Source organism: Mycobacterium sp. E3198, assembly GCF_001667015.1.
Taxonomy (GTDB): domain Bacteria; phylum Actinomycetota; class Actinomycetes; order Mycobacteriales; family Mycobacteriaceae; genus Mycobacterium.
The window spans coordinates 1-15,131 of record NZ_LZIS01000037.1; the positions used below are offsets into that span (position 1 = coordinate 1).

The 15,131-nt window shown below is 68.8% G+C and carries 14 protein-coding genes and 1 pseudogene; 8 read left to right on the top strand and 7 right to left on the bottom strand.

Going from position 1 to position 15,131, the window contains the following annotated elements:
* Positions 1 to 211 precede the first annotated feature (211 nt).
* Positions 212 to 1,471, top strand: coding sequence for a serine--tRNA ligase (serS, locus tag A5673_RS04830; RefSeq protein WP_068227690.1), 1,260 nt, complete (start codon positions 212 to 214; stop codon positions 1,469 to 1,471).
* Here serS and A5673_RS04835 read toward each other — a convergent pair.
* Positions 1,468 to 2,208, bottom strand: a complete 741-nt coding sequence (locus A5673_RS04835) for a helix-turn-helix transcriptional regulator (protein ID WP_068227693.1) — start codon at positions 2,206 to 2,208, stop codon at positions 1,468 to 1,470. The two genes, serS and A5673_RS04835, sit on opposite strands and share 4 nt — an antisense overlap.
* 54 nt (positions 2,209 to 2,262) lie before the next feature.
* Here A5673_RS04835 and A5673_RS04840 point away from each other — a divergent pair, with 54 nt between their 5' ends.
* Entirely contained in the window at positions 2,263 to 2,832 is a 570-nt protein-coding gene (locus tag A5673_RS04840) for a class I SAM-dependent methyltransferase (RefSeq protein WP_068227695.1), read from the top strand.
* A 3-nt stretch (positions 2,833 to 2,835) separates the two neighbouring features.
* On the opposite strand, the gene A5673_RS04845 is transcribed toward A5673_RS04840, so the two are convergent.
* Positions 2,836 to 3,318: a DUF2834 domain-containing protein gene (locus A5673_RS04845; protein ID WP_068227697.1), complete on the bottom strand. Its 483-nt coding sequence runs from the start codon at positions 3,316 to 3,318 to the stop codon at positions 2,836 to 2,838.
* 71 nt (positions 3,319 to 3,389) lie between these two features.
* Between A5673_RS04845 and A5673_RS04850 the strand changes: the two genes are divergently transcribed.
* Positions 3,390 to 4,007, top strand: a complete 618-nt coding sequence (locus A5673_RS04850) for a TetR/AcrR family transcriptional regulator (RefSeq protein ID WP_068227700.1) — start codon at positions 3,390 to 3,392, stop codon at positions 4,005 to 4,007.
* Positions 4,008 to 4,074: 67 nt separating this feature from the next.
* On the top strand, positions 4,075 to 5,637 hold the full coding sequence (locus A5673_RS04855) for an NAD(P)/FAD-dependent oxidoreductase (protein ID WP_068227702.1): 1,563 nt from the start codon (positions 4,075 to 4,077) through the stop codon (positions 5,635 to 5,637).
* On the opposite strand, the gene A5673_RS04860 is transcribed toward A5673_RS04855, so the two are convergent.
* The 3 genes and pseudogenes from A5673_RS04860 to A5673_RS04870 all read right to left on the bottom strand — a co-directional run bounded on the left by A5673_RS04860 (position 5,634) and on the right by A5673_RS04870 (position 8,316).
* Complete coding sequence (locus tag A5673_RS04860) at positions 5,634 to 5,966, bottom strand: hypothetical protein (RefSeq protein ID WP_068227705.1); 333 nt, start codon at positions 5,964 to 5,966, stop codon at positions 5,634 to 5,636. The two genes, A5673_RS04855 and A5673_RS04860, sit on opposite strands and share 4 nt — an antisense overlap.
* Positions 5,963 to 7,513 carry an MBL fold metallo-hydrolase gene (locus tag A5673_RS04865; protein WP_068227707.1) on the bottom strand — a complete coding sequence of 517 codons (1,551 nt, stop codon included), beginning with the start codon at positions 7,511 to 7,513 and terminating at the stop codon, positions 5,963 to 5,965. Before A5673_RS04865 ends, A5673_RS04860 begins: the two co-directional genes overlap by 4 nt.
* A gap of 61 nt (positions 7,514 to 7,574) precedes the next feature.
* Positions 7,575 to 8,316, bottom strand: a pseudogene (locus tag A5673_RS04870) (phosphotransferase).
* Between the two features lie 67 nt (positions 8,317 to 8,383).
* Between A5673_RS04870 and A5673_RS04875 the strand changes: the two are divergent.
* The 4 genes from A5673_RS04875 to A5673_RS04890 are packed head-to-tail and all read left to right on the top strand — an operon-like array spanning position 8,384 to position 11,565.
* Positions 8,384 to 9,154, top strand: a complete 771-nt coding sequence (locus tag A5673_RS04875; RefSeq protein ID WP_068227710.1) for a 1-acyl-sn-glycerol-3-phosphate acyltransferase — start codon at positions 8,384 to 8,386, stop codon at positions 9,152 to 9,154.
* 3 nt (positions 9,155 to 9,157) lie between these two features.
* Positions 9,158 to 9,925, top strand: a complete 768-nt coding sequence (locus A5673_RS04880) for a 1-acyl-sn-glycerol-3-phosphate acyltransferase (protein WP_068227712.1) — start codon at positions 9,158 to 9,160, stop codon at positions 9,923 to 9,925.
* Positions 9,926 to 9,941: 16 nt separating this feature from the next.
* Positions 9,942 to 10,727: a 1-acyl-sn-glycerol-3-phosphate acyltransferase gene (locus tag A5673_RS04885; protein ID WP_068227714.1), complete on the top strand. Its 786-nt coding sequence runs from the start codon at positions 9,942 to 9,944 to the stop codon at positions 10,725 to 10,727.
* Positions 10,728 to 10,749: 22 nt separating this feature from the next.
* Positions 10,750 to 11,565 (top strand): Cof-type HAD-IIB family hydrolase, encoded by an 816-nt coding sequence (locus A5673_RS04890; RefSeq protein WP_068227717.1) that lies wholly within the window; start codon positions 10,750 to 10,752, stop codon positions 11,563 to 11,565.
* Here A5673_RS04890 and A5673_RS04895 read toward each other — a convergent pair.
* Together A5673_RS04895 and A5673_RS04900 are read right to left on the bottom strand one after the other, a co-directional pair.
* The gene (locus A5673_RS04895; protein WP_068227719.1) at positions 11,562 to 13,079 is read right to left on the bottom strand and encodes a PE family protein; all 1,518 of its coding nucleotides are present in this window, start codon (positions 13,077 to 13,079) and stop codon (positions 11,562 to 11,564) included. The genes A5673_RS04890 and A5673_RS04895 overlap by 4 nt on opposite strands.
* Before the next feature lie 98 nt (positions 13,080 to 13,177).
* The gene (locus A5673_RS04900) at positions 13,178 to 14,845 is read right to left on the bottom strand and encodes an LGFP repeat-containing protein (protein WP_197518292.1); all 1,668 of its coding nucleotides are present in this window, start codon (positions 14,843 to 14,845) and stop codon (positions 13,178 to 13,180) included.
* Positions 14,846 to 15,131 lie beyond the last annotated feature (286 nt).

Here is a 15,131-nt window from a genome sequence, read left to right on the forward strand (position 1 = left end):
GCCGCCGTCCGCCGGACGTTGCGCGGGGTCGCCGGCGGAGCCGGCGGGGGGCCCGGCTTCCGAAGCTTCCTTCTCGGGGGCTTGCGACATCGGCTCCATTCTGACAGGACCGGCGAAGTGCCGTGACGAAAGTTGCGTATGTCAACTCCTGGGATTGGGCCGTTGGGGTGCTCTGCCGTCGGGGCGGCGCGGCGAAAGTAGTCTCAGGCGCGTGATCGACCTGAAGCTGCTCCGGGAAGACCCCGACGCCGTGCGCCGCTCCCAAGCCAGCCGGGGCGAGGACCCTGCCCTGGTGGACGCGTTGGTGACCGCCGACGCCAACCGCCGCGCGGCGATTTCGGCCGCCGACGATCTGCGCGCCGAACAGAAGGCCGCCAGCAAGGGCGTCGGCGCGGCGTTGCCCGACGAACGCCCGGCCAGGCTGGCGCGCGCCAGGGAACTGGCCGAGCAGGTGAAGGCGGCCGAAGCCGCCCAGGCCGAGGCCGAGGCGGCGTTCACCGCGGCGCACATGGCGATCTCGAACGTCATCATCGACGGGGTGCCCGCCGGCGGCGAGGACGACTTCGCCGTCCTCGACACGGTCGGCGAGCCCGCGGCGATCGAAAACCCCAGGGATCACCTGGATTTGGGTGAGTCGTTGGGGCTGATCGACATGCAGCGCGGCGCCAAGGTGTCCGGATCGCGGTTTTACTTTTTGACCGGCCGGGGCGCGCTGTTGCAGCTGGGCCTGCTGCAGCTGGCCCTGCGGCTGGCCGTCGACAACGGCTTCGTCCCGATGATCCCGCCGGTGCTGGTGCGCCCGGAGGTGATGGCCGGCACCGGGTTTCTGGGTGCCCACGCCGACGAGGTGTACCGGGTCGAGGCCGACGACCTGTACCTGGTGGGCACGTCGGAGGTGCCGCTGGCCGGCTACCACTCCGGCGAGATCCTCGACCTGTCCGGTGGGCCGCTGCGCTACGCGGGCTGGTCGTCGTGCTTCCGGCGGGAGGCCGGCAGCTACGGCAAGGACACCCGCGGCATCATCCGGGTGCACCAATTCGACAAGGTGGAGGGCTTCGTCTACTGCGCGCCCGCCGACGCCGAGGCCGAACACCAGCGGCTGCTGGGCTGGCAGCGCGAGATGCTGGCCCGCATCGAGGTGCCGTATCGGGTGATCGACGTCGCCGCGGGCGATCTCGGCTCGTCGGCCGCGCGCAAATTCGATTGCGAGGCATGGGTTCCCACGCAGGGTGCGTACCGCGAGCTGACGTCGACGTCGAACTGCACCACTTTTCAGGCGCGCCGGCTGGCCACCCGCTACCGGGACGCGAACGGCAAGCCGCAGGTGGCGGCCACGCTCAACGGCACGCTGGCCACCACCCGGTGGCTGGTGGCGATCCTGGAGAACCACCAGCAGCCCGACGGCAACGTGCGGGTGCCCGCCGCGCTGGTGCCGTTCGTGGGTACCGAACTGTTGGAGCCGGCCGGTTAAGAACGACGGGCGCCCGGGGTGCGGCCGAAGGCGCGCCGGTAGGTGTCGATGAAGGCGCTGGGCGTGGCCCAGCCACACGCCAGCGCCACCGCGGTGACGCCGTGGTTCTCGGCGAGCAGCATCAGCGCGTGCTGCAGGCGGACCTGGGCGCGCCACTGCGGGTAGGTCATGCCCAGCTCGTCGGCGAACAGGCGGCTCAGGGTGCGCTGGCTGACGCCGACCCGGCCGGCCAGTTGCCGCAAGGTCAACGGGTTCGCCAGGTCGTCGGTGACCAGCGCGCACGCCCGCCGCAGCCGGCCGTCGTTGGGCGTCGGAATCCACAGCGGCTCACGGATACTCGTCGCCTGCAACTGGTCGTGGAGCACCCCCAGCATGCGGTGGTGTTCGTCGGTGTCGACCGCGTCGGATTGCGAGCAGGCGATGATCAGTTCTCGCATCAGGGGATTGACGGCGAGCACGGCCGGCGTCGCGGGGCCTCGACCGTGGCGCCGCGGATCGAGCGCGACGCCGTGAAACCGGGTGTGGCCGTGGAACCTGTGTTCGTGCCACACGCCCGCCGGTATCCAGATTGCGCGGTTCGCCGGGGTGATCCACGTGCCCGCGGGGGTCGTCACCGAGACCGCGCCGGAGGACGGGTAGACGATCTGGTGCAGGTGATGCCGGTGCCGCCGGATCCGCGCGCCCGGCGGCAGCGACTGCGATGACGTGACGAGCCCTGGCTGGCCGATTTCCGACATATCACGGCAGAATATCGGAAGCCCGCATTCGGGGAAACGCCTAGCGTTGGCGATATGGCGATGAATCTTGTGCACCGGTGGCGTTGCAGCTCGACGGGCTGGCAAGAGACGGTTGCCGACCGGCTGCTGCCCTGGGTGCTTGGTGATGTCGAATTGGGTTCGCGGACACTGGAAATCGGCCCGGGGTACGGCGCGACGACGCGCGCCCTGCTGGATCGGGCCAAATCGCTCACCGCCGTCGAGGTCGATGCCTCGATGGCCGAACGGCTCAACCGCCGCTACGGCGACCGGGCCCGCATCCTGCACGGCGACGGGGCCGCCACCGGGCTGCCCGACGATCACTTCAGCTCGGTGGTGTGCTTCACGATGCTGCATCACGTCCCGACCGCGCAGCTGCAGGACCGGCTGTTCGACGAAGCCTTCCGGGTGCTGCGCCCCGGGGGGATGTTCGCGGGCAGCGACGGGGTGCCGTCGCTGACCTTCCGGCTGCTGCACATCGCCGACACCTACAACCCGGTGCCGCCGCAGGACCTCCGCAGGCGGCTGACCGACGCCGGATTCGCCGACGTCAAAATCGACGTGTCGGGCGGCCGTCAGCGGTGGCGGGCCACCAAACCGACCTGAACCCTAGGCGTTCACCGTCTCGCGCGCCTTTTCGTGCCGGCGCTGCCGCTCCATCGTCGCGAAGTAGAAGGCGAACGCGAACGCGAAACTGGTGAAGAGGCTGGACACGAAGTACAGCCACGGGTGGCGCAGCCCGCGCCGGTGGCCGTCGACGATGGTGAACAGGGGCAGCAAGATCACGTTCGCGATCGTGTAGTCCTGACTGGCCGAGCTGGCCGCCGGGTTGGTGAACATCAGCTGGATGTACTCCGCCCAACTACCGTGGCCCCAGATCGGGTTGGTCGAACCCTTCGCGTATTCCTGCACGAAGTGGATGTTGAACCACCAGCCCAGCGCGACCGAGGCGATGCCGACGACGTAATACACGGCTTCCAGCGGTGAGAACATCGGGCCGTCGGCCGGCCTGGCGAAAACCTTCGAATTGGACGCGACGATCCAGCCGATGACCGTGAGCCCGAGAACCGCGTGCACGAGGAGCGAGACCATGGGCGCAGTCTCACCCCTGGCCGGAAGTTTTGTCAAGATTGACATAACGAATCCTGAGGTACCTTACTCCCATGGTCCGACCCGCGCAGACCGCGCGCAGCGAGCGCACCCGGGAGGCGCTGATCCAGGCCGCCCTGGTGCGCTTCTTGGCCCAGGGCGTCGAGGAAACGTCGGCCGAGCAGATCGCCTCGGACGCCGGCGTGTCACTGCGGACGTTCTATCGCCACTTCCGCTCCAAGCACGACCTGCTGTTTGCCGACTACACCGGGCTGAACTGGTTTCGCGCCGCGCTGGACGCCAGACCCGCCGACGAGCCGGTCATCGATTCGGTGCAGTCCGCGGTGTTCTCCTTCCCCTATGACGTTGAGGCCGTGACGAAAATCGCGGCATTGCGGGGCGGCGAGCTCGACCCCGGCCGGATCGTGCGCCACATCCAGGACGTCCAAGCCGACTTCGCCGACGCCATCCAGGAGCAACTGCAACGGCGTAGCTGCGCGGCGGAGCTGACGCCCGACGCGCGGCTGCGCGCCGCGGTGACCGCGCGCTGCGTCGCGGCGGCGGTGTTCGGCGCGATGGAACTCTGGATGCTCGGCGAGGATCGGTCGCTGGGCGAGCTGGCGCGGATGTGTCACACCGCGCTCGAGTCGCTGCGGGCCGGCATCACCGACGCCTGGGCGCCCGGCGCCTGAATCGACGTTTCGTCATAATTGACAAAACTTGGCGACCATGCCAGCCTCCATTGCTGGAGGGCAGGACATGACTGAACACGACGCGATCGTCATCGGCGCGGGCCACAACGGGTTGGCCGCGGCGGTGCTGCTGCAAAAGGCCGGGCTGCGGACGCTGTGCCTGGACGCCAAGCTCTATGCCGGCGGGATGGCTTCCACGGTCGAGCTTTTCGACGGGTATCACTTCGAGATCGCCGGCTCGGTGCAGTTCCCGACCGCGTCGGTGGTGGTGCAGGAATTGGGCCTGGACACCCTCGAGACCCTCGACCTGGAGGTGATGTCGGTCGCGGTGCGCGGCGTCGGCGACGACCCGCTGATCCAGTACAGCGACCCGATCAAGCTGTTCACCCACCTCAACGAGGTGCACGGGGCGGACGCCGTCAACGGGATGGCGGGGCTGATGGCCTGGAGCCAGGCGCCGACCCGGGCGCTGGGCCGCTTCGAGGCGGGGACCCCGCCCAAATCCTTCGACGAGATGTACGCCTGCGCCACCAACGAATTCGAACGCTCGGCGATCGACGACATGCTGTTCGGTTCGGTCACCGACGTGCTGGACCGCTACCTGCCGGACCGCGAAAAGCACGGGGCGCTGCGCGGCTCGATGACCGTGCTGGCCGTCAACACCCTGTACCGCGGGCCGGCCACGCCGGGCAGCGCCGCGGCGCTCGCGTTCGGGCTGGGCGTGCCCGACGGGGACACCATGCAGATGAAGAAGCTGCGCGGCGGCATCGGCGCCCTGACCGCCCACCTGGCCACGCTGTTGGAAAGCCTGGGCGGGGAGGTGCGGCTGCGCACCAAGGTCACCGACATCCTGGTCGCCGGCGGCAAGGTAACCGGCGTGCGCACCGAGGCGGGGGAGGAGCTGGCCGCGCCGATCGTGGTCTCCAACCTGGCGCCCGACCTCACGCTCAACGAGATGATCGATCCCGCCGCGCTGCCCGCCGACATCCGCGAGCGGTACGCGGGGATCGACCACCGCGGCAGCTACCTGCAGATGCACTTCGCGCTGGAAGAGGCCCCCAAGTTCGCCGCGCCCTACGAGGTGCTCAACGAGCCGGCCATGCAGGCCTCCATCGGCCTGTTCTGCACGCCGGAGGAGGTCCAGCAGCAGTGGGAGGACGCCCGGCGCGGGATCGTGCCGGCCGACCCGACGGTGGTCCTGCAGATCCCGTCGCAGAACGACCCGGCCCTGGCGCCCGAGGGCAAGCACGCCGCGTCGGCCTTCGCGCTGTGGTTCCCCATCGAGGGCGGCGCGGACTACGGCCAAGCGAAGGTCGAGATGGGCCAGCGGGTGATCGACAAGGTCACCCGGCTGGCGCCGAACTTCGAGGGCAGCATCATCCGCCACACGACCTTCACGCCCCGGCACATGGGGGTCATGTTCGGCGCCCCCGGGGGCGACTACTGCCACGGGCTGCTGAGCTCGGACCAGGTCGGGCCGAATCGGCCCGGCCCGAAAGGCTTTCTCGGCCAGCCGATCCCGATCAAGGGGTTGTACCTCGGCGGCGCCGGGTGCCACGGCGGGCCGGGGATCACCTTCATTCCCGGGTACAACGCCGCCCGCGCGGCGCTGGAGGATCTGGGGCGCTAGCCGCGCTCGCTCAGCAGCTCGTCCAGCAACGCGGTGAACTCCTCCGGACACTGCGGCGTCAGCGCGGGGCTGGGCCAGGTTCCCGGTACGTCGAGGGTGATCAGCGTCGACTTGAACGGTCGTTGGATGTCCAGGGGCAGCCAGCGGCGGAGATCGGAGCTGCCCCAGATACGGAACCGCTGCATGAACATGCCCAACGCCTCGGTCTTGTACCCGCGGATGCTGCCCAGCGCGATGACCTTGGACGTGCCGGAAGGAAAGTGGTAGCGGCGCAACGTGATCGCCGCGCGATCCAGCTGGACCAGCCCGTCGTCGTAACTGGCGTTCATTTCTTGGCGCTCCGCAGTTGGTGGCCCCGAGCGGTCAGGCAGTGGCCGTCGTCCAAGCGCCACTGCCAGCCGTGCAGGTTACAGGTCAAGGTGTTGCCCTCCACCACACCGAATCTCGACAGGTCGGCCTTGAGGTGCGGGCAACGACGTTGAATTTCCCAGCCCTCCAGGGTGACCGAAGCGGAGTCGTCGTGGGTCTCGGCGAACCACCCGTCGGCGTAGGCGATCCGCTCGTCGGTCAGGCACTTGAAGAACGTGTAGAGGTATTCGTTGTAGCCGCCGACGCGCCATGCCGAGAACCGGGTGGACAGGAAGATGGTGTTGACCCAGTCGGGTTCGTGGTCGCGCAGCACTGTGCGCACCAGCTCCGGCGCTATAGCGAAGCCGTACCGGACCTTCTCGTCCGGAATCCGTTCGCGCACGGTCCTTTTCGGGAAGTCGAGGATCACCGTCTCGGGGCCGATGACGAGCTCGACGGGGTAGCCGATGCCGTCGCAGATCTCGTCGCTCTGCAGCATGATCGGTTCGAACAGCGCGCGCAGCGGGTCCAGCAGCGGCTCGCCGGTGGCCGGCGCCCAGCCGGCGCGCTCCGCGGCAAGCACGGGCGCCATGCGGTCGGCGTAGTCGGCGATGTAGGCCGCCTTGCCGGTGGTGAAGATGGCCTCGACTTGGTCGTCCGGCAGGGGATGGCGCAGCGAGTTCAGCGTCGCGCCGGTGAACTCCGCCGTCGACCCGGGGATCATCAGCAGGCCGCCGTCGTGGCCGTGCGTGCGCAGCTGCTCCAGGAAGACGATCTGGTCGGGGAAGATGTTGGCCGGGTCGCCGTGGTCGTCGTTGAGGTGGCGCAACTCGGGGTCCAGAAAGCACGGCGGACCGGCCGACGGCACCACCCACCTGGCCCCCACCTGGGCGACGTACTGGCGGGCGCGGTCCATCCCGCGCTGACGCTTCTGGGTGCCGAACGACTCCTTGGCGCGGGCCGGCATGTCGTAGACCATGGGGTACCAGATCGCCCCGGAGTACTGCAGCAGGTGCACGTCCACGCCGCCGAATTCGGTTTCCAGCACGTCCAGGTCCAGCGGCCGGGCGTCGTTCATGTTGAAAACCGTTGTGTTGCCGTCGGAAACCACCAGCGCCGAGTCGCCGATCGGGCCGTCGGCCGGGGCGCGCAGGGCGATGATCATGATGTCGAGGTCGCCCTTGGGGCCGCCGATCCGGTGCTTGGTGGAGTCGGTGGTCTCGTAGAAGCGATGAAACCCCAGCGTTTGCAACTCGTTTCGCAGGTCGGGCACCGGGAAGTCGGGCAGCAGCACCACGGCGTCCTTGTTGACGTGGTCGCGCAGATTCTTCGCGTCGAAGTGATCCTTGTGCAGGTGGGAGACGTACAGGTAGTCGCAGTCGCCCAACCGGTCCCAGTCCAGCGCGCTGTTGTCGGGGAACGGAAACCACGACGCGAAGTAGGCGGGATTGACCCAGGGGTCACAAAGGATGGTGCCCGCGTGGGTCTCGATCAGGAATCCGGCGTGGCCGATGCTCGTGACCTGCACTGATACCTTTCGGGGGACATGGGGGGCGTGCCGACGGTTGACGGCTTGTCAGCCCCCGAGCTTAGCGCGAGGCCGCATCTTCGGCCGTCCACAGCCGGCCGGTAGTAGTCGATGCGCTGCGGGTCCGGCTCGGCGCCGTAGGCGGCGAAGAACACCTCCTCCCAGCGGCCGGGGTAATTCCAGCCCAAGGACAGCGTCGCCACCGCGAGGTCGGCCCACCGATCCGCCACGCCGAGCCCGCCGAGGTCGACGTGTCCGCAGCAGCGGCCGTCGTCGTCGATCAGCGTGTTGGGCGCGCACGCGTCGCCATGGCAGACCACCGGCCGATCAACCGGCGGCGCCTGGCCCAGGGACGCGCGGGCGGGCGGCGTCAGCTTGGCCAGCCGGCCGCCGACCGACCAGTCGAAGGGGCAGGAGTTCACCGGCATCCGGTCATGCAGCACGCGCAGGCCGGCACCGATCGCGCGCACCGCGATCTCGGGTGCCGCTAGCCATCGCGGGTCCACCGCCGACCGGCCGGACAGCGCGCCGGTACGCAGCCAGGCGCAGCCGCCGTCGACGCCCCAACCCAGCATCTGCGGCACGGTGATGTAGCGCGCCGCCCAGCGCAGCCGCTCCGCTTCAGCGGCGAAGTCGGCCACGTCCGCGTCGGCCACCTTGACGAATTCCGCACCGGAACGCCCGGCATCCACGCGGAACGTGACACCGCCCAGCTGGTTGACCCAGACCGCCCGCACGGGCCTGCCGGCGGCGAAGCGGCGGACGACCGCCGGCACCGCCGGCGGGGGACAGGGGACGGACAGGGCTACCCCTCTCGTCGCTTCAGGCACTACGGGCGGCTCACAGTCGGGAGCACTAGGCTGAAGTGCTGTGGAACCGGTATACGGGACGATCATTCAGCTTGCCCGCTTGGTCTGGCGCATTCAGGGCCTGAAGATCACCGTCTCGGGCGCCGAGAACTTACCCAAAAGCGGTGGCGCCGTCATCGCGATCAACCACACCGGCTACCTGGACTTCACTTTCGCGGGTCTGCCCGCATACGAGCAGGGCCTTGGCCGCAAGGTGCGGTTCATGGCCAAACAAGAGGTGTTCGACGACAGGATCACCGGGCCGATCATGCGCAGCCTGCGGCACATTCCGGTGGACCGGCAGGACGGGGCCGCGTCCTACGAGGCCGCCGTCAGGAACCTCAAGGACGGCGAGCTGGTCGGCGTCTACCCCGAAGCCACGATCAGCCGCAGCTTCGAAATCAAGGAGTTCAAGTCCGGCGCCGCCCGGATGGCGGTCGAGGCGGGGGTGCCGATCGTGCCGCACATCGTCTGGGGCGCGCAGCGAATATGGACCAAGGGTCACCCCAAGAAGCTCTGGCGTCCCAAGGTGCCGATCGTCGTCCTGGTCGGCGAGGCGATCGAACCGACGCTGGGGGTCGAGGAGTTGAAGGGCCTTCTGCATTCGCGGATGCAGCATTTGCTGGAACGGGCGCAGGAACTGTATGGGCCCCATCCGGCCGGGGAGTTCTGGGTCCCGCGCCGGCTCGGCGGCAGCGCTCCGTCCCTCGCGGAGGCGGCGCGCATGGATGCCGAGGAGGCCGCCGCGCGGGCGGCCCGCCGCGCCCGAGCCGCCGGGCCGCCGGAGCAGTAGCCGATGGCGGAGCCGACCTTCCGCGCCCTCGAGATCGTGGCCCGGCTCGTGGTGCTGGTCACCGGCACACCCATCACCTATCGCGGCGAAGAGAACATCCCGGACAGGGGCGGGGCGGTGATCGCGATCAACCACACCAGCTACGTCGATTTTTTGCCTGCCGCATTAGCTGTGCATCGGCGGCGCCGTCGGCTTAGATTCATGATCAAAGCCGAGATGCAGCAGGTGAAGGTGGTCAATTTTTTGATCAAGCACACTCGCACCATTCCGGTGGACCGGGGTGCCGGGGCGGACGCCTACGCGGTCGCCGTTCGGCGGCTGCGCGAGGGCGAGCTGGTCGGTGTCTATCCGGAGGCCACGATCAGCCGGAGTTTCGAGCTCAAGGAGTTCAAGACCGGCGCGGCCCGGATGGCCGTCGAGGCGGACGTGCCGATCGTCCCGGTGATCGTCTGGGGGGCCCACCGCATCTGGACCAAGGACCATCCCCGGCAGATCGGCCGCAAGAAGCTGCCGGTCACCGTGCAGGTGGGTGGGCCGGTGCGCGCGGCCGGCGACGTCACAACCACCACCGCCGCTCTGCGAGAATCGATGACCGCGCTGTTGCACCAGGCGCAGCAGCGGTATCCGCACCCGGCCGGCGCCCACTGGGTGCCGCGCCGGCTGGGCGGCGGTGCGCCGACCATGGCGGAGGCGGCGCAGATAGAGGCCGACGAGGCGGCGGCGAGGTCGGCCAACAGGGCCGGCCGCCGTAGTCCGCATCGATCGCGGTAGGGGGAAGGAGAGGAACATGGCCGAGCCGTTCTTCCGCTTCGCGGAGATGGTTGTTCCGGCGGTCGTCGCGATGAACGGAACAAAGCTCACGTTCGAAGGCCTCGAGAACATTCCGGCGCGGGGCGGCGCGTTGATCGCGCTCAACCACACCAGCTACCTGGACTGGATGCCCGCGTGTATTGCCGCCCACGAGCGCAAGCGGCGGCTGCGGTTCATGATCAAGGCCGAGATGGCGGACGTGAAGGCCGTCAGCTTCGTGATCAAGCACTGCCAGCTCATTCCGGTGGACCGTCGGATGGGTCAGGACGCCTACGCGGTGGCCGTGCAGAAGCTGCGGGAAGGGGAACTCGTCGGGCTCCATCCCGAGGCCACCATCAGCCGCAGCTTCGAACTCCGCGATTTCAAGTCCGGAGCGGCCCGCATGGCGCTGGAGGCCCGGGTGCCGATCATTCCGATGATCGTCTGGGGTGCGCATCGGATTTGGCCCAAGGACCATCCAAAGAAGTTGCTGCGCAACAAGATTCCGATCACCGTGGCGGCCGGGCGTCCGCTGCCGCCGGAGGGCAACGCCGAGCAGCTTATCGCCGGCGTGCGCCAGGCGATGAACGCGATGCTCTACCGCGTGCAGGAGGAGTATCCCCACCCGCAGGGTGAGTTCTGGGTGCCGCGGCGCCTGGGTGGCGCGGCACCGACCCAGGACGATTCCCGGGCGATCCGGCTGGCCGAATTGCAGGAGCGGATTGCGCGGTCCGGTAGCGACGGTGTGACGCGGCCGGGACAGAGCCAAAGCGGAATCCACTGAGAGGCGAAGGCGGACCCTCTCAATGACCTTGCCGGCGCTGATCGCCTGCGACGTCGACGGCACCCTGTTCGACGAAAACGAAACCATATCCCCGCGCACCCGCGACGCGGTGAACGCCGCGGTCGCCGCCGGTGCGCGGTTCGTCGTGGCGACCGGGCGGCCGCCGCGCTGGATACGCCCCGTGGTGGAGGCGCTCGGGTTCGCGCCGATCGCGGTGTGCGCCAACGGCGCCGTCCTCTACGACCCCGCGAACGACCGGGTGCTGTCGTCGCGAACGCTGGGCGTCGACGCCCTGGCCGAACTGGCCGAGCTTGCGGCGCGCGTGATCCCCGGTGCGGGCCTGGCCGTCGAGCGGATCGGCGAACGCGCCCATGACACCGCGACCCCGCAGTTCATCAGCTCGCCCGGCTACGAGCACGCATGGCTCAATCCGGACAACACCGAGGTGTCGATCGACGACCTGCTGAGCGCCCCCGCGATCAAGCTGTTGATCCGCAAGGCCGGGGCGCGCAGCGCGGACATGGCCGCCGCGTTGGCCAAACACGTTGGCATCGAAGGAGATATCACCTATTCCACCGACAATGGATTAGTGGAGATCGTTCCGCTGGGGATCAGCAAGGCCAGCGGCGTCGAGGAGATCGCCAAACCGCTGGAGATCTCCAGCGACGAGGTGGTGGCGTTCGGCGACATGCCCAACGACATCCCGATGCTGCGGTGGGCCGGCCTGGGCGTGGCCATGGGCAACGCGCATCCCGACGTCGTGGCCGTCGCCGACGAGGTCACTGCGCCCAACACCGACGACGGGGTGGGGCGGGTGCTCGAGCGCTGGTGGCTTTAGCCCGCGGGCGCAATGACCCCGGCGAGCTGTTGGGGCAGGTAGTTGAGCATCAACGGTGCCAGGCCCATGAACGGCGTGCCGAAGATGGTCACGGGGATCGGCCCGAGGATGCCGCCGTCTATCGTCGCCGTAACCGGGTGCGGCGCAACAAGAATCCCATCGAAGGGCAGGTGCAGCACGATAGGGATGTTGGTCGGGAACGGCGCTGAAAGGCCCGTCGGCACCGGAATTGTCATGTCCACGATCGTTTCGCCATTGAGGAAGCCGTTGGCCACGATCGCCGGGCTGTTGAACAGCGCGCCGAGCGCCCCCACGCCGTCGCCGGCCAACAGCGCCTGCTGCACCGCCGTCGCAGCGTCCGCCATGCCACCCAGCGTCGCCAGCGGCGCGCCCGCCACGGCGTAGGTGATCACCAATGGCAGCCCGAAGAAGGCGCTGAGCGATCCCGCCGTGGGATTGAGGATCGGCACGGAGGCGGTCGCCGAAATGCTGGGAATCGTAAGGGTATTGAGCACGTTGGTGAGGTTCTGCGACATCTGCCGGGGGATGGATGGGGGCATCAGGTTGGTGAAGTACTGCGCCTCTTGGCCGGGGATGTTGGCGAGGGCGAACAGGTTCCCCAGCGGGCCGAGAAGCGTGGGGTTCACGGTGGCGACGAGCGTGGGATTCGTAAAAGGAGTCAGGACGCTGATCGATGGCGTGCCCGGATTGGCGCCCGTGACAAAGAGATTCGCGAAGGCCTGCGCGACGTCCTGCACCGCTCCGAAGTAGTTGCCCGCCAGGACGGCCTGCAGGGCCACCTGGAGCTGCGCGCCGAAAGCCGGCAGGCCGGCCCAGATGCCGGTGGCCGCGGCGTAGAGGTTGGTGGCGAATTCCTGGGCGAAGCCGATCTGCGTGCTGATGAATTGCTGCACGTAGGTTGCGGCCGGGAAGGTCAGGAGTTGCTGGATGCCGGCCTGGATGGCCGCCGGCAGGCCGGCCAGGAAGGCGGGGAAGTTCTCGATGGTGTTGGTGAGCGACGCCGCGATCTGCTGCCAATAACCGATCTGATTGACCAGGACCTGACGCAGGAACGGGAACGGGTCGGCGGACCAGGTGTTGAAGAGGTTTTGCAGGTTCGCGGACGTATTGACGATCAGTTGCCCATACGCGCCGCCCGGGGTGGCGGCGGCGGCCAGGCCGGACGCGGCGGCACCCGTGGGCAGGCCGCTTGACAGCAGGCTCTGCTCGGCATTGGCGAGTTCGGTGCTGAGGTAGGCCGCCGCGCCGCCGTTGAGCAGGCTGACGAACTCGTCCTGAAACGCGACCGCTCGGGCCCCGAGGGCCTGGAATTCGCGGCCGAACCTGCCGAACACCTCCGAGACCGCGATCGACACCTCGTCGGACGCCGCCGCGGCGACGCCGGTCGTGGGCGCCGCGGCGGCGGCGGTTGCCTCACCGAGGGTGGAGCCGATCCCCGAGAGGCGCTCGGCCGCGGCCGTCACTATCTCCGGTTCTGTGACCACGAACGACATGGCCGTCTCCCCTCGCCTCGGTCCAACCCCGTGTTTGCCGGGCAACCCGAGCGTACTGTGACGGAGCCCACACCGGGCCGGAAACGGCCTGATAGGTCCTAGGTGGCGGTGGGGTGGCTGGGCAGCGAGAAGTGTTCGGGCGGCACGTCGGGGCCGCTGGGGGATTGCGTCGACAGCGGCGTCGTGATGCCGTCGACAACCGACGTGACGTTCCCGGTGAGCCGCTCGTAGTTCAGGGTTCCGTGCTGGAAGTTCTGCGTAATCTGCAGGGGCTCTTGTATTTCCGCGCTGGTCGGCAGCCCGAGCGGCCCGCGCTCGTAGCTCAGCGAGGCCCAGGCGTCATAGATGGCACCCGTCACCGGCTGCGGGCCGATCTCGGGCGACCAGTACATCGCGCCCTTGGCGAATTCGGCGAAGCGGGCGTTACCCTCGGCATTGTCTTCCGGAGAGACGGGCGCGCCCAGGACGCTGTTCATCCCGCCCATCGCCAGCCAATGGTCGTAGATCGCGCCGCCCTTCAACGCGTTGATCAGCTCCTCGGGCGGATCGTTGAAATGCGAGGCGATGTCGCGGATTTCGTCCATCAGGGCGTATGCGGCGTTGCCTGGGCAGTCGGTGTTGCCGACATCGCGGTGGGAGAAGATGGTGGGCAGCTTGGCGATGGTGCCGGCCGCGAACGTGGTGTAGTGGCTACCGGCCGATTCCAGCGCCACCGTGCCCTTGGGGTCGACGCCGTCCATGCCCAACCGCCATCCCAGCAGCCGGCCCACGGTCCGCAGCTGGATGGGCGTCGGCGGCACGTCGTCGAAGTTCCCGATCATCGCCACGCCCCAGGTGTTGCGGTTGAATCCGCCGGTGTGAAATGCCTCGACGGCCTTGGTGAGGCCCCCGGCGCTGCCCTCGAACACTTGGCCGTACTTGTCGACCAGTGCGTTGTAGGCGATGTCGCACCAGCCCAGGGTCTTGCTGTGGTACGTGTAGATCGCCTTGACGATGCCCGCCGATTCCAGCGGGGAGTAGTCGTTGCTGCCGGCGGTGTGGTGAATGACCGCGGCGCGAATCCCGTTGTCGTATTGCGGACTACCGCATCGCAGCGACTCATCGGCGCCCCACTCGGCGCGGCTGATGATCGCGGGCGGCTGCCCCGGCATCATGACCCCGGTCGGTGGCGTCCAGTGCGTCCTGGCCGGCGTTTGCGGCGGGGAGATGAGGATCGCGGAGATGTTTTGGCCGAACGGCTGTTCCCTGCTGACCGGCTGGTACCCCAGGCCATCTGGGGCCGCCGCGACGCCGCCCACGGTCACCGGCGCATCGATGGGCCGGGTGACCGCGATCTGGACCGTCGTGGTGGTCCCCACGAACACCGGGTCGGTGCTGCGCGGCCCCTCGGTGGGCCCGGACGGTCGGGCCGGCCCGACCGCCGCGTCGTCGCCTACCGGCGCGGCGTCGGGAGCCGCGGTTTCGTACTCGGTCTGATACCACGGCCCCCAGGAACCGTCGGGGTGCTTCGCGCGCACCCGGGTGGACGTGCCCGCGAGGTCGCCGGTGAGCGCGACCAACGAAAACGGCGTGCGCTGGGTGAGTTCGCGAACCGTCACCCCGCCGCCGAGTCCGACCAGCGGCTGCTCGGCGAGTTGGGTGTCCTGGGCCCGCGGCGGCTGCGGCGCGCTCCGGTCGTGTGTCGCGTGGCCCACCCACGAGACGATGACGACGGTCGCCGCGATGGCGGTGAGCAACATCGTGGGCGCGCGACTGCGGGACGACACCAGCCGATGTTACGTGTGTTTCTGATGTTATTGATGAGGCGACACGATGCTGGGGCCGAAAAGCCGCCAAAACCTGTTCGACGGCACCGCAGAGGGGGCTCTGCGGTGCCGTCGGGGGACAGGTTCCTCCCGGTTGTAGTGGGGCTTTAGTGGGGCAGGACCGGCGCGGCGGCACCGGTCAGGGCGCCGGTAGCACCCGGCACGGCACCCGCGGCGGCGGGCAGCGCGCCCGCGGCGGCCGGTAGCGCGCCGGCGGCGGCACCCGGCACGGCACCCGCGGCACCAA